We start from the raw sequence: 18765 nt of genomic DNA on the forward strand, positions 1-18765 counted from the left end.
AACCGTCCATCCACGCTCACGCAGGAACGTCGCTCACCATGTCTTATTCGCTTTCGCTGCTGGACAAGAGTCCGATTGCCGACGGCGCGACCGCCGCCGATGCGTTGCGCTTCACCACGACGCTCGCGCAACGCGCGGAACAGCTCGGCTACGCGCGCTTCTGGGTCGCCGAGCATCACGGCACGCCGGGTTTCGCCAGCTCGGCGCCGGAGATCGTCGTCGCGCACCTGCTCGCGCACACGTCGCGCATCCGTATCGGCTCCGGCGGCGTGATGCTGCAGCACTACAGCCCGTTCAAGGTGGCCGAGACATTCAAGCTGCTGGCCGCGCTCGCGCCGGGCCGCGTCGATCTCGGCATCGGCAAGGCGCCCGGCGGGCTGCCGCTGACCACGCGCGCGCTGCAGTGGTTCCACGACAAGGCGCGCAAGCCCGATTTCGCGGGGCAGCTCGCGGCGCTCGACGCGTTCCTCGGCTGGGGCGTGGCCGAAGATCATCCGCTCGCCGGCGCGGTGGCGATGCCGGCGCCGCCGCAGTTGCCCGAACGCATCCTGCTCGGCGGCTCGCCGGACAGCGGCGCGCTCGCCGCACGCAACGGCTGGCGCTTCTGCTACGCGGGCCATTTCAACGGCGACGACGCGAATCTCGAACGCTCGCTCGACGCGTACCGCGGCGCGGGCGGCGAGAAGCCGCTCGTCGCACTGTACGCGGTCGCCGCGCCGACGCGCGACGAGGCCGAGCAACTGATCGGGCCGCTGAAGATTTTCAAGCTGCAGTTCGCGGGCGGCCAGAGCTTCAACCTCGCCAGTGCACAGGCGGCCGCGGAATTCGCGCGGCAAAGCGGCGCGTCCGACTACCGGATCGACGAGTTGCGCCCGACGGTACTCGCCGATACGCCCGAGCGCATCCACCGCGCGCTCGACGCATTGAGCCGGCGGCTCGACGTCGATGCGTTCGTGATCGATTCGCCGGTCACCGACTACGCGGCGCGGCTCGCGTCGGTCGAATGGCTGGGCGGCGCGCTGTCCACCACCCCGTTGCAGGCGGCCCTCACGGCCGACCGCTCCCTCTCCCCCGACCAGAACGCATGACGCTCCCATCATGACGACCCGACGATCGATCCCCTTCGGCCTGATGCTGCAAGGCGCAGGCAGCCACATGAACGCATGGCGGCATCCGAGCAACCCGCCGGATGCCAGCATCAACCTCGACTTCGCGATCGGCGTCGCGCGCAAGGCGGAAGCCGCCGGCATCGCGTTCGCGTTCGTCGCGGACGGCCTCTACATCAACGAGAAGTCGATCCCGCACTTCCTGAACCGCTTCGAGCCCCTGACGGTGCTGTCGGCGCTCGCGGTCGCGACGAAGAAAATCGGGCTCGCGGGCACGATCTCGACGTCGTACAGCGAGCCGTTCACGGTCGCGCGCCAGCTCGCGTCGCTCGACGCGATCAGCGGCGGGCGCGCGGGCTGGAACGTCGTGACGACGCCGCTCGAAGGCACCGCGAAGAATTACGGCAAGGCGCATCCCGATCACGAACTGCGCTACGAGATCGCCGACGAATATCTCGAGGTCGTGCAGGGGCTGTGGGACAGTTGGGACGACGATGCCTTCGTGCGCGACCGCGCGACCGGCCGCTTCTTCGATCGCGACAAGCTGCATACGCTCGATCATCACGGGCGCTTCTTCCAGGTCGCGGGCCCGCTGAACATCCAGCGCTCGCCGCAGGGGCAGCCGGTGATCTTCCAGGCCGGCTCGTCCGACACCGGCATCGGTCTCGCGGGCAAATACGCGGATGCCGTGTTCACGCATTCGCCGTCGATCGAGGAAACGGCCGCGTTCACGCGGCGCGTGAAACAGAGCGCGATCGAGCACGGGCGGCAGGCCGACGACGTGAAGATCTTCCCCGGCGTCGGGCCGATCGTCGGCCGCACGGCCGCCGAAGCGGAGGACAAATACCAGGCGATCCGCGACCTGCTGACGATCGACGAGGCGCTCGCGTACCTCGGCCGCTATTTCGATCACCACGATTTCACGCAGTACGCGCTCGACGCCCCGTTCCCGGAACTCGGCGAGCTCGGCCGCAATAGCTTCCGCTCGACCACCGACCGGATCAAGGCCGATGCGAAGCGCAAGGGCTTGTCGCTGCGCGAGACGGCGCTCGCGGTCGCGACGCCGCGCCCGAACTTCATCGGCACGGCGGAGCACGTCGCCGACGAGCTGATCCGCTGGCACGACGCAGGCGCCGGCGACGGCTTCATCCTCGGCTTTCCGGTGCAGGCGCAGGGCGTCGACGATTTCATCGAGCTCGTGATCCCGGTGCTCGACGCGCGCGGCCGCTACAGCCGCGACCTGCCCGGCGCCACGCTGCGCGACCACCTCGGCCTGCCGCGCAAGGCGAGCCGCTACGCGACGCCCGGCGCCGCCGCCCAGGAAACGGCCGCCGTAGCGCACGCCTGACGCGCCGCGCCGCCCGTGCGCGGCGCGCCCGCCGATCGACCGATTCGAGGATGCCAACGACATGAGCGACACGACCCACCTCGGCGGCGCGTTGCCGCCGCTCTCTTCCCCCGGCGCACGCGAGCCCGGCACGCGTTTGCGGATCGTGCCCGCGCGCCACCGGTCGCGCACGGCCGGCACCGTGCTCGCGCTCGCGCTCATCGCGATCACGCTGCATTCGATCCTCGGCAACCCGCAATGGGGCTGGCCGGTGTTCGCCGAATGGTTCCTGTCGCCGCCGGTGCTGTCGGGGCTCGCGCGCACGCTGGTGCTGACGCTGCTCGGCGCGGTGTTCGGCTTCGTGCTCGGCGCGTTCGTCGCGCTGGCGCGGCTGTCGCGTTCCCGCCTGCTGTCCGCCAGCGCGTGGACCTTCGTGTGGCTGTTCCGCTCGATTCCGCTGATCGTGCTGCTGCTGATCCTGAACAACCTCGGCTACCTGTACGAGCACGTGCGGCTCGGTGTGCCGTTCACCGACATCGTATGGTTCGACACGCCGACGACCGACCTGATCAGCCCGTTCCTCGCGGCCGTGCTCGGCCTCACGCTGAACCACGCGGCGTTTTCCGCGGAAGTGATCCGTGGCGGCATTCTCGCGGTCGACCAGGGGCAGCTCGAAGCCGCCGCCGCGCTCGGTCTGCCGCGCGGCCGCCAGACCTCGCGGATCGTGCTGCCGCAGGCGATGCGCGCGATCCTGCCGACCGCGTTCAACGACCTGATCACGCTCGCGAAAGGCACGTCGATGGTGTACGTGCTCGCGATGCCCGAGCTGTTCTACACGGTGCAGGTGATCTATCGCCGCAACCTCGAAGTGATTCCGCTGCTGATGGTCGCGACCGTCTGGTACCTGATCATCCTGACCGTGCTGTCCGCGATCCAGGTGCAGGTCGAGCGGCACTATGCACGCGGCGCGCTGCGCAATCCGCCGCCGTCGGTGGTCACGTTCGCGCTCGCGCGCCTCGGCGGGCTGTGGCGGCGTGTCGCGTCGCGCCGCGCGGCGGCGATCGCTCGTGCACACAGCAATGCCGGCACGCATGCCGATACCGCTGCGGCCGTCTCGCGCACCGGCGGCGAAGTGGCCGTGCATGGCGTGTCGAAGCAGTTCGGCATGCAGCGCGTGCTCGACAACGTGTCGTTCGTCGCGCCGCGCGGCAGCGTGACCGTGATCGTCGGGCCGTCGGGCTCCGGCAAATCGACGCTGCTGCGCACGATCAACCATCTCGAACGCGTCGACGACGGTTTCATCGACATCGACGGCGAACTGATCGGCTATCGCCGCGACGGCGACGTGCTGCACGAGCTGAAGGAGCGCGACGTGCTGAAGCGGCGCACGGCCGTCGGCATGGTGTTCCAGAACTTCAACCTGTTCCCGCACCTGACGGTGCTCGAGAACCTGATCGAAGCGCCGGTCGCCGTCGCTGGCGTGACGCGCGATGCGGCCGAGCACACCGCGCGTACGCTGCTCGCACGGGTCGGCCTCGCGGACAAGGCCGACGCGTACCCGCGCCAGTTGTCCGGCGGCCAGCAGCAACGCGTCGCGATCGCGCGGGCGCTGGCGTTGCGTCCGAAGGTGCTGCTGTTCGACGAGCCGACGTCGGCGCTCGATCCCGAACTCGTCAACGAAGTGCTCGACGTGATCAAGGAGCTCGCGCGCTCGGGCACGACGCTCGTGATCGTCACGCACGAGATCGGCTTCGCGCGCGAAGTCGCGGACCACGTGCTGTTCATGGAGCGCGGGCGCATCGTCGAGGCCGGGCCGCCCGCCGTCGTGCTCGACGCGCCGGCGCATGCGCGCACCCGCGCGTTCCTGTCGCGGGTGCTGTGATGCGCGCCGCTCCCGACTCGCGAGGTGCCGCACGATGACCGATCGACGCCAGTTCATCGTGGCCGCGCTGGCCGCGGCATCGGGCCTGCCGTGGCATGCGGCGCGCGCGGCGGCCGCCACGGCCGACCTCGACCCGCGCCAGGCCGGCCGCCTGCGCGCCAGCCCCGACGACGCGGCCATCCGTGCGGCCAGCGGCTACCGCTGGGTGCGCGACGGCGCGTTCACGGTCGCGATTTCACCGCACGCGCCGCCCGTGTCGACCTATGCAACCGACGCGCGCACCGTGGTCGGCGCCGATCCGGACTATGCGCAATTGGTCGCGGACACACTCGGCCGCACGCTCGTGCTGGTGCCGATCGCGTGGGCCGACTGGCCGCTCGGGCTGACGTCCGGCAAATACGATGCGGTGATCTCGAACGTCGGCGTGACCGAGAAGCGCAAGGAGAAATACGATTTCACGACCTACCGGCTCGGGCTGCACGGCTTCTACGTGCGCACCGGCAGCCCGATCGCGAAGATCGCGGAGCCGAAGGACGTCGCGGGTTTGCGCATCATCACCGGCGCCGGCACGAGCCAGGAGCGCATCCTGCTCGAATGGAGCAAGCGCAACGTCGCGCAGGGGTTGAAGCCGGCCGAGCTGCTCTATTTCGACGACGATGCGACCGCGCGCGTCGCGCTGCTGTCGGGCCGGGCCGATGCGGAGCTAAACCCGAACGCATCGCTCGCGTACGAGGCCGCGCGCACGGGCAAGATCCGCCGCGTCGGCGTCGTCAATGCGGGCTGGCCGGCGAATGCGGACGTCGCGATCGCGACGCGTCGCGGCAGCGGGCTCGCGCCCGCGCTGACGCTCGCGACCAACGCGCTGATCGGCAACGGCCGCTACGGGCAGGCGCTCGCGCGCTGGGGTTTGCAGAGCGAGGCGATCGCGCGGGCGGAGACCAATCCGCCGGGGTTGCCGTCGTTCTGAGCGTTTCGTTCAAAACCATCGCCCCGGCATGTCGTCACGGACATACCGGGGCGATTCGATTGACTTGTCGTTCCCCTACGCGGGCACCGCGGACCGAGAGCGATCGAGTTCCGCAATGTGCGCGTGAATCGCCGGGATCAGGTCGCGCCCGTAGGCCAGCGCATCGTCGAGCGGATCGAAACCGCGAATCAGGAACGTCGAGACGCCGAGCCGGTAATACGCGCCCAGCGCTCGCGCAACCTGTTCCGGCGTGCCGACCAGCGCGGTCGAGTTCCAGCGTGCGCCGGTCAGGTTCGCGACACCCATCCACAGCCGCTCGTCGAGCACGTCGCCCTGCGCGGCGGCCGCCATCAGCCGCTGCGAGCCCGCATTCTGCGGCGCGTGGCCGTCGATCGGCTGGCCGTTCGCGAGCCGCGCCGCACGCACGCGCTCGCGGATCGCCTCCGCTTTCTCCCACGCGGCCGCCTCGGTATCGGCTACGATCGGCCGGAACGACACGCTGATGCGCGGCACACGCCCGAACGGCGCGGCGGCGGCCCGCACGCGCGCGATCTGCTCGCGCACCGCGTCGAGCGGCTCGCCCCATGTCATGTAGACATCCGCATGCTCGCCCGCGACCGCGAGCGCAGCCGGCGACGAGCCGCCGAAATAGATCGGCACATGCGGTCGTTGCGCGCCCTTCACGACCGGCGACGCACCGCGCAGCCGATAGAACGGGCCGTCGTGATCGACCGGCGCATCGGCCAGCCAGATCCGTTTCAGCACGTCGAGATATTCGCCGGTGCGGCGGTAGCGCGCATCGTGCGGCACGAAATCGCCGTCGCGCTGCAGGTCCGCATCATCGCCGCCCGACACCACGTTCAGCGCGAGCCTTCCACCGCTGAACACGTCGAGTGTCGCGATCTGCCGCGCGGCCGCCGACGGCACGATCACGCCCGGCCGGTGCGCGAGCAGCAGGCGGATGCGTTCGGTGGCGGCGGCCGCGAACGACGCGACGATGAAGCCGTCCGCCGCGTTGCTGAAATGGCCGATCAGGATCTGGTCGAAACCGGCGGCCTCGTGCGCCCGCGCGAAGCGGCGCACGTAGTCGGGCTGGACGGCCGCGCCGCCCGGTACGTCGACCTCCGCGCCGGGTGTCGCGGTGATCATGCCGATGATGTCGACTGGCATGTCGGGATGTCCTTGGGTATGTCGATCAGGAATCGCGGGAATCGCTGCAATCGTGACGCGGGCCGCCCGGTCACTGCGCGGCGGCCGTCTTTTGCGCGGGCGCGGCGAACGCGCCCGCATACGAGCGGTCGAGCAGCTTCGACGTGTCGTACGCGGCCGGAATCACGCCGGCCTTGTACAGGAAATCGGCCGTGTTCTGCGCATCCTTCGCGGCCGTTTCGTCGACCGGGCCGACGCGCTGTTTCGCGTTGTCGAGCCAGCGATACGCGACGTCGGGTTCGAGCTTCGCGCGCTTCGCCCACAGGTCCGCGTACTCGCGCGGATGAGTGTCGACCCACTGGCGCGCCACCACCACGCGCCGCAGGAAATCGGTGATCTCGGCGCGCTTGCCCGACGCGGCCTGCTCGTTCGCGGCGACGAAGCTCAGCGCCGGCATCAGCCCTTGCGCGGTCGCCACGGGGCGCGCGCCTTGCCGCAATGCGAGCGTGCTGACGAACGGCTCCCACAGCGACACCGCGTCGACCGAACCGTTCGCGAGCGCGTTGGTCGCGTCGATCGGCATCAGGTACGCGTACTTCACCGAATCGGCGCGCAGGCCCGCGTGTTCGAGCGCGCGCAGCACGAGCTGCTGGCTCCAGGCGCCGCGCCATACCGCGATGGTCTTGCCCTGCAGGTCGGCCACGGTACGCACCGGCGAGTGCTTCGGCACGAGGATCGCGACGCCGTCGAGGCTCTGCCGCGATACCGCGACGACCTTGACCGGCGCGCCGCGCGCGGCCAGCGTGAGCAGCGCGGAATCGCCGAGGAAGCCGAGGTCGATCGCGTTGCCGTTCAGGCTTTCGGCCACCGGCGCGGCGGCCTGGAAGTGCTTCCACTCGATCGTGTAAGGCAGGTCCTTCAGCACGCCGGACGCCTCCATCGACGCCTGGATGTTGAAGTAGTTCTGTTCACCCACGCGCAGCGTGACGGTGTCTTTGGCGATGCCCGGCTGCGCGGCGAGCGCCAGCAAGAGCGCCATGACGATTCGGCTCGGCAACATGATCTCCCGGAAGGTTGGCGGGCGGCCTTGCGACGGCGACGCCCTATGGTCCGCCGTGCGAAACCGCCGGCGCAACGGATGGAACCGGTGAAGATACGTCGATCTACTTCATGACACAAACGCAATATTCTTCTATGCAAAGATGCAAATATTTTATGAATTACGCGTGCATGCCCGGGGCTCGCCGCACCCCCCCTGAAGTTCGAATGATTCCTCGATAGATATTTCGTGCACGAAATAAATCCCGCACTATATTTCGCATACGAAACAACTGCCCGAACGAGGACGCCATGACCGCCCGACCCATCGAGTTTTCCGCCGCCGACGGCTATGTGCTGCACGGCACGCTGTGGTCGCCGCATGCGCCGCCGCGCGCGCTGGTGCTGATCCATCCGGCGACGGCCGTGCCCGAGCGGCTGTATGCGGGCTTCGCGCGCTTCCTGACCGAGCGCGGTTTCGCGGCGCTGACGTACGACTATCGCGGCATCGGCGCATCGCGGCCCGCGCGTCTGGGCGCGCTGCACGCCCGCATGCGCGACTGGATGGAGCTCGACGTCGGCGCGGCGACCGCTTGGGCCCGGCAGACGCATGAAGGGCTGCCGCTGCTGGCGGTCGGCCATAGCGTCGGCGGACATGCGATCGGGCTGTCCGGCGCGACGACGCATCTGCGCGCGGCCGTGCTGGTCGCCGCGCACGCGGGCAGCACGCGGCTGATCGCGCCGGCGGCCGAACGCCTGAAGGTGCGGCTGATCCTGCGCGTGCTCGGCCCGCTGACGTCCGCGCTGCTCGGCTACGTGCCCGGCAGGCGGCTCGGGCTCGGCGAGGATCTGCCGGCCGGCGTGTTCCGCGAATGGAGCCGCTGGACGACGCTGCCGCACTACTTCTTCGACGATCCGACGCTCGGCGCGGCCGAGCGCTTCTCGAAGCAGCGCTTGCCGATCCTCGCGCTCGGCTTCGACGACGATCCGTGGGCGAATCCGGCCGCGATCGGCCTGCTGGTAAGCTATCTGACCCGCGCGAAGGTCGAACGCCGCCAGATCGATCCGCGCGCGGCGGGCAGCGGCCCGGTCGGGCACATGGGCTTCTTTCGGAGCCGGCCCGGCGCCGTGCTGTGGCCCGACGTCGCCGACTGGCTCGCGCAGGCGCTCGACACGCCGCGCACCGCGGGCCGCCCCTCCCTTTCCATTGCAGCCGGGAACCCAGCTTGAGCGAAGACCGACGACTGTTTTTCCTGTTGAACATCGGCCAGCGGCGCGTGCAGCGCTGGATCGACCGCAAGGCCGAAACCGACACGCGCGCGAGTGCCGCGCAGGCCGGCGCGCTGTTCTGCCTCGCGAAGCAGGACGGCGCGCTGATCGGCGAAGTCGGCGCCGCGCTGCAGCTCGCGCCGTCCGCGATGACGGGGCTCGCCGACCGGATGGCGAAGGCCGGCCTCATCACGCGCCATGCCGATTCGGACGACGGCCGCGCGACGCGGCTATACCTGACCGACGCAGGCCACGCGGCCCTCAAGCGTGCGCGCGTGCTGCTGCGCGAACTCAACGGCAAGCTCTGCGACGGGTTTTCCGATGACGAACTCGACGTCGTCGCCCGCTGGCTGCATGCATTGCAGGAGCGGTTTCCGGCGGAGCGCTGAACGGCGCTTCACACGCGCGCGACCGGCTCGTGCCGGCATCGATCGCAAGCGATTGCGATTCGCGTTTTCGATTCGATTTTCATGCCGCCGCAACGGCAAATCTTGCGTGCCGGACGCCCGCTTCCGGCAACGCTTTCCGGCTACGTCCTGTTACAAAAAACCGCCTGTCGCGCGACATTCGAATCGCCTACATTGCAATCCACTTCGACACATTCGTCGCATGCCCGGACTGGCTTTCCCGACGGGTCGACATCGCAGACACAGCCGACAAGCAAGGAAAACGAAGAGGAGTCTTGACCGAAGCGCTGGCGGCATCCAGCGCACGCGGATCGCGATGGCTGAAACGGCATGCTGAACGGCACGTAACGACGCGTGCGGCACGACCGGTCGCACCGGTTCGCGTCGTCTCGTCGTGCCCCGCCATCGCCTCCGCACCTCACCGAGGAGTCGTCCATGCGACGCATGATCGTGTCCCATCCGCTTGTTACCCGCCTGTCCGCCGCGATTGCGCTGGCCGCCGCCGCCGCGGCGCACGCCGAGCCCGTCGTCGTGTCCGGGCCGAGCCCGTTCGCCGCGTGCACCATCGGCGGCCCGGGCACCAACTACGTGAATGCAGAAGTCGAACCGTGGCTCGCGGTCAATCCGGCGAACCCGAACAACATGATCGGCGTGTGGCAGCAGGACCGCTGGTCGAACGGCGGCGCCCACGGGCTCGTCGCCGGCTATACGTTCGACGCCGGCGCGACCTGGGCGCGCACGCCGCAGCCGTTCAGCGCCTGCGCGCCGGGCGGGCTCAAGTACGAACGCGCGTCCGATCCATGGGTCTCGTTCGGGCCGGACGGCACCGCGTACTCGGTGTCGATCTCGTTCAACCAGTCGAACAACGGCAACGCGGTGGGCGCGTCGGTGTCGACCGACGGCGGACAGACGTGGAGCAGCCCGGCCGTGCTGATCGCGAACGACGAGCCGACGACGCAGTTCTTCAACGACAAGGAATCGGTGACGGCCAACCCGGTGAAGGCCGGCACCGCATACGCGGTATGGGACCGTCTCGAACTGCCGAACGGCAACCCGTACGCGAACCTGCACACGCAGGCGTACCGCGGGCCCACGCTGTTCTCGAAGACGACCGACGGCGGCAAGACGTGGAGCGCCGCGAAGGTCATCGTCAACGTGCCGTCGCGCCAGCAGACGATCGGCAACCAGATCGTCGTCGATCCGAAGAGCGGCACGCTCTACGATTTCTTCGACCTGATCCAGCCGCCGTTCGGCAAGGTCGCGTTCGTCAAGTCGACCGACGACGGCGCGACGTGGACCAAGCCGCGGATCATCGCGGGGCTGCAGACGGTCGGCGTCACGGATCCGAACACCGGCGAACCCGTGCGCACCGGCGACATCATTCCGGAACCCGCGATCGACCCGGCATCGGGCCAGCTCTACGTCGTGTGGCAGGACAGCCGCTTCAATGGCGGCACGTACGACGAGATCGCGATATCGACGTCGAAGGATGGCGGCGCGACGTGGAGCGCCCCGCAACAGGTGAACACGCCGACCGGGCGCCCCGCATTCAATCCGTCGGTGCGCGTCGACAATGCGGGGGCGGTCATGGTCACGTACTACGACTTCCGCGACCTGCAGGCGGGCAACACGACGACGCTGCCGACCGGCTTCTGGCGCAAGATCTCGCACGACGGCGGCGCCACGTTCGCCGACGAGCGGCGCGTCGGCGGCCCGTTCGACATGAAGCTCGCGCCCAACGCCGGCGGGTTCTTCATCGGCGACTACCAGGGGCTCGACGTCATGCCGTCGTCGTCGTTCCATCCGTTCTTCGTGCAGACGAGCGCGGGCAACCTGACGAACCGCACCGACGTGTTCTTCGCGCCGTGATGCGCGGATGACCGTCACGCCGCCGCGACGCGATGCGTCGCACGGCGGCGTGCGCGGGCATCAATGCATGTCGGTGAGCACGATGCGCCCGTCGACCTTCCCTTCCCGGAGCTTCGCGAACACGTCGTTGATGTTGCCGAGCCGATCGCGATGGATATGCGCGCGCACCAGGCCGTCCGCCGCGAAATCGAGCGACTCCTGCAGATCGCGGCGCGTACCGACGATCGACCCGCGCACGGTGATGCCGTTCAGCACGGTCGAGAAGATCGGCAGCGGGAAATCGCCGGGCGGCAGCCCGTTGAGCGCCACCGTACCGCCGCGCCGGACCATCCCGAGCGCCTGCGCGAACGCGCCGCGCGACACGGCCGTGACCAGCACGCCGTGCGCGCCGCCGATTTCCTTCTGGATCACTTTCGCGGGATCGTCGACCGACGCATCGATCGTCAGATGCGCACCCAGTTGCCGCGCCAGCGCGAGCTTGTCGGGTGAAATGTCGATCGCGGCGACGTGCAGGCCCATCGCACGCGCATACTGCACGGCCACGTGCCCGAGGCCGCCGATGCCGGAGATCGCGAGCCACTGGCCCGGGCGCGTATCGGTGACGCGAATGCCCTTGTAGACCGTGACGCCCGCGCACAGGATCGGCGCGATCTCGTCGAACGCCACCTGCGCGGGCAACTGGCCGACGTAATCGGGATCGGCCAGCACGTATTCGGCGTAGCTGCCGTTCACCGAATAGCCGGTGTTCTGCTGGCCATGGCACAGCGTTTCCCAGCCCGTGCAGCAGTACTCGCAATGGCCGCAGGCCGTGTAGAGCCACGGCACGCCGACGCGATCGCCCTCGCGCACGTGCGTGACGCCCGCGCCGACCGCCGCGACGATCCCCACGCCTTCGTGGCCGGGGATGAACGGCAGCGACGGCTTGACGGGCCAGTCGCCGTCGGCCGCGTGCAGATCGGTATGGCAGACGCCCGACGCCTTGATGTTGACGAGAATCTGGCCGGGCCCTGGCGTCGGGACCGGCACCTCCTCGATACGCAACGGCTCGCCGAACGCGTGTACCACGGCCGCTTTCATGGTCTGGGTCATGCGTTGCTCCTGTCTGGTCGATGAGCGACCCAGTATCCGGTTTCGGAATCGGAGCGCGTTGATACGCGTCAACGCATTGGAACGGATGCAGCGGTCGACGCGGCTTCGCCACGATCGGCGTCGTTTGACGCGCAAGCGCGAGCCGCCGATTGCACGCCGCCCGCTGTTCCCGCCGCGCCTTCACCGTTCCAACGGAAAGCCGACGAGATCCCGTCATCCGGCTTGGAATTTGACATGATATAACATATCATTTCGCGTGCTCGTCCATCTGAGGCCGTTCCAGTCAGGTGGCCGCGCGTCGCCGAGCCATGTTCCAACGGGTCACTGCGCGTCACTGACGCAACAATATATCGTATCTATCCGTGGCCCGCATCGCTCGTTATCCGATCCCGATTCCAACCGATTCACCGACCATGCGCGACCTCCCTCGCTTACCGCTTCGCCCGCTGTCGTCCCTGTCGCTGATGCTGTTCGCCGCCGTCGCCCACGCGCAGACCGATGCGCCCGCCGCACCCGGCACGCCAGCCGCCTCATCGTCGCCGCTCGCGCCGATCTTCGTGACCGCGAACCCGCTCGGCGACGCCGAACCGATCGCACGGACCGTTCAGCTTTCCGGCGATGCGCTGACGCGCCGCCAGGCCGATTCGCTCGGCGAAACGCTCGACGGACTGCCCGGCGTGTCGACCACCACCTACGGGCCAATGGTCGGCCGTCCGATCATCCGCGGGATGGACGGCGACCGGATCCGCCTGCTGCAGAACGGCGTCGCGGCGTATGACGCGTCGTCGCTGTCGTACGACCACGCGGTGCCGCAGGATCCGCTGTCGATCGAGCGCGTCGAGATCGTGCGCGGCCCGGCCGCGCTGCTGTACGGCGGCAATGCGGTGGGCGGCGTGGTCAACACGATCGACAACCGGATTCCGCGCGAAGCGATCCAGGGCGTGACCGGCGCGCTCGACGCGCGCTATGGCGGCGCGAATTCCGTGCGCGCCGGCGCCGCGCAGGTCGAAGGCGGCAACGGCCGCTTCGCGTTCCACGTCGACGCATTCGATCGCGAAACGAGCAAGCTGCGGATTCCCGGCTACGCACGCAGCAGCCAGCAACGCGCGATCGACGGCCCCGATACGCCGCAGCCGGAAGGCAACGTGCCGAACAGCGACGGCCGCGTGCACGGCGGTGCGGTCGGCGCGTCGTACACGTGGGCGGACGGTTTCGCGGGCCTGTCGTACAGCGGCTACGAATCGAACTACGGCTCCGTCGCGGAGAGCGACGTGCGGCTGCGGATGCGCCAGGAACGCCTCGCGCTCGCATCCGAGGTGCGCAACCTGAGCGGGCCGTTCACGAAGCTGAAATTCGATTTCGCCTACACCGACTATCGCCACAAGGAGGTCGACAACGGCGAGACCGCGACCACCTTCCGCAATCGCGGCTACGAGGCGCGCATCGAGGCGCGCCATCGCAAGATCGGGCCGTTCGAAGGCGCGATCGGCGTGCAGTTCGGCCAGAACACGTTCTCGGCGCTGGGCGACGAAATGCTCGTGCCGTCCACGCGCACCAACAGCGTCGCGCTGTTCGGCCTCGAGGAATGGCAGGTCGTTCCGGCGCTGAAGCTGAGCCTCGGCGGCCGCTTCGAGCACGTGAAGGTCGATCCCGATCCGGCCGGCGTGGAGAAATTCGCGCTCGCGCAGCCACGCGACTTCAACGCGGGCAGCCTGTCGGCCGGCGCGCTGTTCTCGCTGACGCCCGTATGGTCGGTCGCGGCGAACGTCGCGTACACCGAACGCGCGCCGACGTTCTACGAGCTGTATTCGAACGGCCCGCACGATGCGACCGGCCAGTTCCTGATCGGCAACCCGAACGCGTCGAAGGAAAAGGCCGTGTCGACCGACCTGTCGCTGCGCTATGCGAGCGGGCCGAACCGCGGCAGCGTCGGCGTGTTCTACAACCGCTTCTCGAACTATCTGACCGAATACAACACCGGCCGCGTGGTGGACGACGACGGCGAACCGGTCGCACCCGGCACCGACGGCTCGCTCAACGAGGCGATCTATCGCGGCGTGCGCGCCGAGTTCTACGGCATCGAGCTGGACGGCAAGTGGCGTGCATTCGCGCGGCGCGGCCATACCGTCGATCTCGAACTGACGGCCGACTACACGCACGCGCGCAACGTCGATACGGGTCAGCCGTTGCCGCGCATCGCGCCGCTGCGCGCGACGCTGGCAGCCGACTACGGCTACGGCCCGTTCGGCGCGCGTGCGCAAGTCACGCACGCGTGGTCGCAGCATCGCGTGCCCGACAACGACTTCTCCACCGACGGCTACACGTCGCTCGGCGTGATGCTGACGTACAAGTTCCGCGTCGGGCCTACGCACTGGCTCGCGTACCTGCGCGGCGACAACCTGACGAACCAGGAGATTCGCTACGCGACGTCGGTCGTGCGCGGCTTCGCCCCGCAAGGCGGCCGCAGCGTGATGGCCGGACTGCGCACCACGTTCTGACCTTCGTACGGCCCGCGGCGCCCGCTGCGGGCGAACACGACGCGCTTCGAGGGGAATCTCACGATCGCGCAGATGGACGAGACGACGCAGCGGAACGCGGCGCGGCAGCGCGGCGTCGTCGGCCGGTACGCGCCGCGGAGGCTTGCGCACACTGCGTTCGCCGTGCGGCGCAAGTTTCGGTCCCGCTCGGGCATCGCCCGTTACCGTATCGCTGCCATGGATACCGCGCGGCAGGCGCGCCCGCCCCGTCCGTCGACACGGACTTTTAAAACGCACGAATGACGAGTATCCTAAAAAAAGCACTTTTCGACCGGGCGGCGAATCGCGTGCCCTGACTCCCGTCCGATCGCCATGCGGCCCCGTCGTATCGCGCACCGCGTATCGCGCACCGCGCGCCGACGGTGGCGTCTGCCTCTCGCGCCTAGGCCGCACGAACCTTCCCCCAACAATCGTCAGGAGAGCTGGTGAGCCGACTCGTCGTCGTATCCAATCGCATCGCGGACCCTCGTAAAGCCGCGGCCGGCGGCCTCGCCGTCGCCGTGAAGGACAGCCTGCAGGAAACCGGCGGCGTCTGGTTCGGCTGGAGCGGCAGGCTACGCGGCGGCGACGATCAGCCCACGCATGGTGACGACGTGCAGGTCCAGAACGTCGGCGGCATTCAGCTCGCGACGGTCGATCTCGATCCGCAGGACTACGACGCTTACTACCTCGGCTACTCGAACAACGTGCTGTGGCCGGTGTTTCACTACCGGCTCGATCTCGCGCAGTTCGACCGGCGCTTCGCCGACGGCTACCGGCGCGTGAACCAGTTGTTCGCGCGCAAGCTGCGCACACTGCTGCGGCCCGACGACGTGATCTGGGTGCACGACTATCAGCTGATTCCGCTCGCCGCCGAGCTGCGCGCGATGGGCTGCACGAATCCGATCGGCTTCTTCCTGCACATTCCGATGCCGCCGCCGCCGATCATGGCCGCGATCCCGGAACACGAATGGCTGATGCGCTCGCTGTTCGCGTACGACCTCGTCGGCTTCCAGACCGAATCGGATCTGCTCCACTTCGAGCATTACGTCGAGGCGGAAGCCGGCGCGGCGCGGCTGCCGGACGGACGGCTGCGGGCATTCGGCCGCACGCTGTCGGCCGGCGCGTTCCCGATCGGCATCAACGTCGACGAGTTCGAGTCGCTCGCGCGCGATCGCGACGGCCTCGACATGTTCGAGCGCATGCGCGACGAATATTCGCGGCGCCAGTTGCTGGTCGGCGTCGACCGGCTCGATTACACGAAAGGGCTGCCGCAGCGCGTGCATGCATTCCGCGAGCTGCTCGAACAGTATCCGGAGAACCGCGACCGCGCGACGCTGATCCAGATCGCCGCGCCGAGCCGCGAGGATCTCGGCGCGTACGACGACCTGCGGCGCGAGATGGACAGCCTGTGCGGCGCGATCAACGGCGACTACGGCGAACTCGAATGGATGCCGATGCGCTACATTCACCGCACCGTCGCGCGCAAGCGCCTGCCGGGCCTTTACCGCGCGAGCCGGGTCGCGCTCGTCACGCCGCTGCGCGACGGGATGAATCTCGTCGCGAAAGAGTTCCTCGCGGCGCAGGACGCGGCCGACCCGGGCGTGCTCGTGCTGTCGCGTTTCGCGGGTGCGGCCGAACAACTGAAGTCGGCGCTGCTCGTCAATCCGTACGACACGCAAGGCACCGCACAAGCGATCCAGCGCGCGCTCACGATGCCGCTCGAAGAGCGTCGCCAGCGTCACGCGGCGCTGATGGCGATCATGCGCAAGACCGACGTGCACTGGTGGCGCACGCGCTTTCTCGAAGCGCTCACCGAAGCGGCCGAAGTGGCGGCCGCGACCGAATCCTGACGCGCCGACGCGCGCTCACGCCCGTGCCGCCGCGCATGCGAGCCCGACGCCGCTCGACCGATACGTGCGCGTCGCTCATGGCGACTCCGTGGCGGGAAAGAACGAAAAGAAAACGCGCGACGGCTTCATCGATCGGTTTCGTGCGGCCGGCCGTACGCGACGAAATCGCGCTCGACCGCCGACGCCTGCTCCGTTTCGATCGCACCGCCGCGCGCGCTCGTTTCGTCGCCGGGTAATACCGGCGTGGCCGACGACGGTTCGATGCGCCCGTCGATCAGCGCCTGCAGCACATCGCGTTCGAGCACCTCGCATTGCAACAGCCGTCGCGCGATGCGTTCGAGCGCGTCGCGACGTTCGCCGAGCGTCGCCGCGACCCGCGCATGCGCATCGGCCAGCAGCGTGCGCACCTCGTCGTCGATCATCCGCGCGGTGTGCTCGCTGCAGCGGCCGTCGCCCGCATGCCATGCGCCGGGCAACGCCTGGCGCGCGTCGCCGTCGTCGAACGTCGCGAGCCCGATCTTCTCGCTCATTCCATACTGCATGACCATGTGGCGCGCCATCGCGGTCGCGCGTTCGAGATCGTTCTGCGCGCCGGTCGACACATCGCCGAACACGAGTTCTTCCGCCACGCGCCCGCCGAGCAGCGCGTCGATCCGGTCGAGCAGCTCGCTGCGGCGCAGGACGTAGCGATCCTCGGTGGGCACCTGCTGCGTGTAGCCGAGTGCGGCGACGCCGCGCGGAATGATCGACACCTTCTTCACCGGGTCGCAATGCGCGCGGCTTTCCGCGACGAGCGCATGGCCGGCTTCGTGATACGCGATGGTCAGCTTCTCCTGCTCGTTCATCACGCGGCTCTTGCGCTCGAGGCCCGTCAGCGCGCGGTCGATCGCCTCGTCGAAGTCGGCCATGCCGACTGCCGGCTTGCCGAGTTCGGCCGCATGCAGCGCGGCCTCGTTGACGACGTTCGCGAGATCGGCGCCGACGAAGCCCGGCGTGCGCGACGCGAGCTCGCCGAGATCGACGTCGGCCGCGAGCTTCACGCGCTTCACGTGCACGCCGAGAATCTGGCGGCGGCCGTTCACGTCGGGCCGGTCGATCGCGATGTGGCGATCGAAACGCCCCGGCCTCAGCAGTGCAGGATCGAGGATCTCGGGCCGGTTCGTCGCGGCCATGATGATCACGCCGGAGCCGGCCTGGAAACCGTCCATCTCGACCAGCAACTGGTTGAGCGTCTGTTCGCGTTCGTCGTTGCCCGACATCGGGCCGACGCCGCGCACCTTGCCGAGCGCATCGAGCTCGTCGACGAACACGATGCACGGCGCCTTCTGCTGCGCCTGCTCGAACAGGTCGCGCACGCGCGCGGCGCCCACGCCGACGAACATCTCGACGAACGCCGAGCCGCTGATCGAGAAGAACGGCACGGCCGCCTCGCCCGCCACCGCGCGCGCGAGCAGCGTCTTGCCCGTACCCGGGGCGCCGACGACGAGCACGCCTTTCGGAATCTTGCCGCCGAGCCGCTGGTAGCGATCGGGGTTGCGCAGGAACGCGACGAGCTGCTGCAGTTCGGCCTTCGCTTCGTCGATGCCGGCGATGTCGTCGAACGTGATGCCGGTTTCCTGCTGCACGTACACGCGCGCGCGGCTCTTGCCCATGCCGGTGAAGTCCTGCAGCCCGCCGCGCTTGCGCAGCATCATGTTCCATACGAAGACGAGCAGCATCAGCGGCAGCAGCCACGACGCGAGGGATGTGATCCAGCCTGTGTCGGGCGTGCCGTGATAACGGATGCCGGCGGCGGTCAGCGTGTCGATCAGGTGCTCGTCGGTCACGCGGCTGGTCGTGAAGCGCCACGGCGCGCCGGCCTGCCGCACCACCGCGGCGTCGGACGCAGGCAGGATCGTGCCGGCCTGCGGCATCTTCAGCGTGCCCGAGATCGACGCCGGGCCGACCTCGAGATCGTCGACGAGCCGCGCCGCGACGAGCCGGTGGAAATCGCTGTATGCAATCGGCGCGGACGTCGGGCGCAGCATCAGCAACTGCGCGGCGAACAGCACGAAGAAGCCCGCCGCGATCAGCAATCCCGGGTAGTCGAATTTCCTGTCCATGGCATCGGGCCGGCCCTGCCTGCTGCGCGGCGTGCGCTCACGCCGGCACGCGCGCGCATCCGGTATGCGGCCGCGGCAGCCATGCGAAAACGGCATGCATCCGCGCCATCGTCGCCTCGCTGTGTCGCGTCGTTCGTCGCATCGATCCCGCCTCGGCAACCCCATCGGCCGGCGTCGCCGGGCGGTCCTCG

14 protein-coding genes are annotated in these 18765 nt (G+C 68.9%); 10 read left to right on the forward strand and 4 right to left on the reverse strand.

Annotated features, from left to right (window positions below; translation table 11 throughout):
- Positions 1 to 38 precede the first annotated feature (38 nt).
- The 4 genes from CFB52_RS22440 (at position 39) to CFB52_RS22455 (ending at position 5282) form a co-directional block, all read left to right on the forward strand.
- On the forward strand, positions 39 to 1088 hold the full coding sequence (locus CFB52_RS22440; protein WP_099317472.1) for an LLM class flavin-dependent oxidoreductase: 1050 nt from the start codon (positions 39 to 41) through the stop codon (positions 1086 to 1088).
- A gap of 10 nt (positions 1089 to 1098) precedes the next feature.
- Complete coding sequence (locus CFB52_RS22445; protein ID WP_099317473.1) at positions 1099 to 2454, forward strand: LLM class flavin-dependent oxidoreductase; 1356 nt, start codon at positions 1099 to 1101, stop codon at positions 2452 to 2454.
- 61 nt (positions 2455 to 2515) lie between these two features.
- Positions 2516 to 4315, forward strand: a complete 1800-nt coding sequence (locus CFB52_RS22450; RefSeq protein ID WP_099317474.1) for an amino acid ABC transporter permease/ATP-binding protein — start codon at positions 2516 to 2518, stop codon at positions 4313 to 4315.
- 34 nt (positions 4316 to 4349) lie between these two features.
- Positions 4350 to 5282, forward strand: a complete 933-nt coding sequence (locus CFB52_RS22455) for an ABC transporter substrate-binding protein (RefSeq protein ID WP_099317475.1) — start codon at positions 4350 to 4352, stop codon at positions 5280 to 5282.
- A gap of 75 nt (positions 5283 to 5357) precedes the next feature.
- Here CFB52_RS22455 and CFB52_RS22460 read toward each other — a convergent pair whose 3' ends face one another.
- Positions 5358 to 6452: an LLM class flavin-dependent oxidoreductase gene (locus tag CFB52_RS22460; protein WP_060310927.1), complete on the reverse strand. Its 1095-nt coding sequence runs from the start codon at positions 6450 to 6452 to the stop codon at positions 5358 to 5360.
- A gap of 70 nt (positions 6453 to 6522) precedes the next feature.
- Positions 6523 to 7491, reverse strand: a complete 969-nt coding sequence (locus tag CFB52_RS22465) for an ABC transporter substrate-binding protein (RefSeq protein ID WP_099317476.1) — start codon at positions 7489 to 7491, stop codon at positions 6523 to 6525.
- A gap of 290 nt (positions 7492 to 7781) precedes the next feature.
- Between CFB52_RS22465 and CFB52_RS22470 the strand changes: the two genes are divergently transcribed.
- From CFB52_RS22470 to CFB52_RS22480, 3 genes are all read left to right on the forward strand, one after another.
- Positions 7782 to 8699 (forward strand): serine aminopeptidase domain-containing protein, encoded by a 918-nt coding sequence (locus CFB52_RS22470; RefSeq protein ID WP_099317477.1) that lies wholly within the window; start codon positions 7782 to 7784, stop codon positions 8697 to 8699.
- Entirely contained in the window at positions 8696 to 9127 is a 432-nt protein-coding gene (locus CFB52_RS22475; protein WP_059574360.1) for a MarR family winged helix-turn-helix transcriptional regulator, read from the forward strand. The genes CFB52_RS22470 and CFB52_RS22475 overlap by 4 nt, the downstream gene beginning before the upstream one ends.
- 453 nt (positions 9128 to 9580) lie before the next feature.
- Complete coding sequence (locus tag CFB52_RS22480; protein ID WP_099317478.1) at positions 9581 to 11014, forward strand: sialidase family protein; 1434 nt, start codon at positions 9581 to 9583, stop codon at positions 11012 to 11014.
- Positions 11015 to 11074: 60 nt separating this feature from the next.
- Here CFB52_RS22480 and adhP read toward each other — a convergent pair whose 3' ends face one another.
- The gene (adhP, locus tag CFB52_RS22485) at positions 11075 to 12103 is read right to left on the reverse strand and encodes an alcohol dehydrogenase AdhP (protein ID WP_059574358.1); all 1029 of its coding nucleotides are present in this window, start codon (positions 12101 to 12103) and stop codon (positions 11075 to 11077) included.
- Positions 12104 to 12516: 413 nt separating this feature from the next.
- Here adhP and CFB52_RS22490 point away from each other — a divergent pair, with 413 nt between their 5' ends.
- From CFB52_RS22490 to otsA, 3 genes are all read left to right on the forward strand, one after another.
- The gene (locus tag CFB52_RS22490) at positions 12517 to 14601 is read left to right on the forward strand and encodes a TonB-dependent receptor (protein ID WP_257220612.1); all 2085 of its coding nucleotides are present in this window, start codon (positions 12517 to 12519) and stop codon (positions 14599 to 14601) included.
- Between the two features lie 72 nt (positions 14602 to 14673).
- Positions 14674 to 14883: a hypothetical protein gene (locus CFB52_RS22495; protein WP_099317480.1), complete on the forward strand. Its 210-nt coding sequence runs from the start codon at positions 14674 to 14676 to the stop codon at positions 14881 to 14883.
- Between the two features lie 182 nt (positions 14884 to 15065).
- Entirely contained in the window at positions 15066 to 16472 is a 1407-nt protein-coding gene (otsA, locus tag CFB52_RS22500; RefSeq protein WP_059574355.1) for an alpha,alpha-trehalose-phosphate synthase (UDP-forming), read from the forward strand.
- A 125-nt stretch (positions 16473 to 16597) separates the two neighbouring features.
- On the opposite strand, the gene ftsH is transcribed toward otsA, so the two are convergent.
- Positions 16598 to 18574 (reverse strand): ATP-dependent zinc metalloprotease FtsH, encoded by a 1977-nt coding sequence (ftsH, locus tag CFB52_RS22505; protein WP_099317910.1) that lies wholly within the window; start codon positions 18572 to 18574, stop codon positions 16598 to 16600.
- Positions 18575 to 18765: the final 191 nt, after the last annotated feature.

The sequence above is a fragment of the Burkholderia sp. AU18528 genome, from assembly GCF_002223215.2.
Lineage (GTDB): Bacteria > Pseudomonadota > Gammaproteobacteria > Burkholderiales > Burkholderiaceae > Burkholderia > Burkholderia semiarida.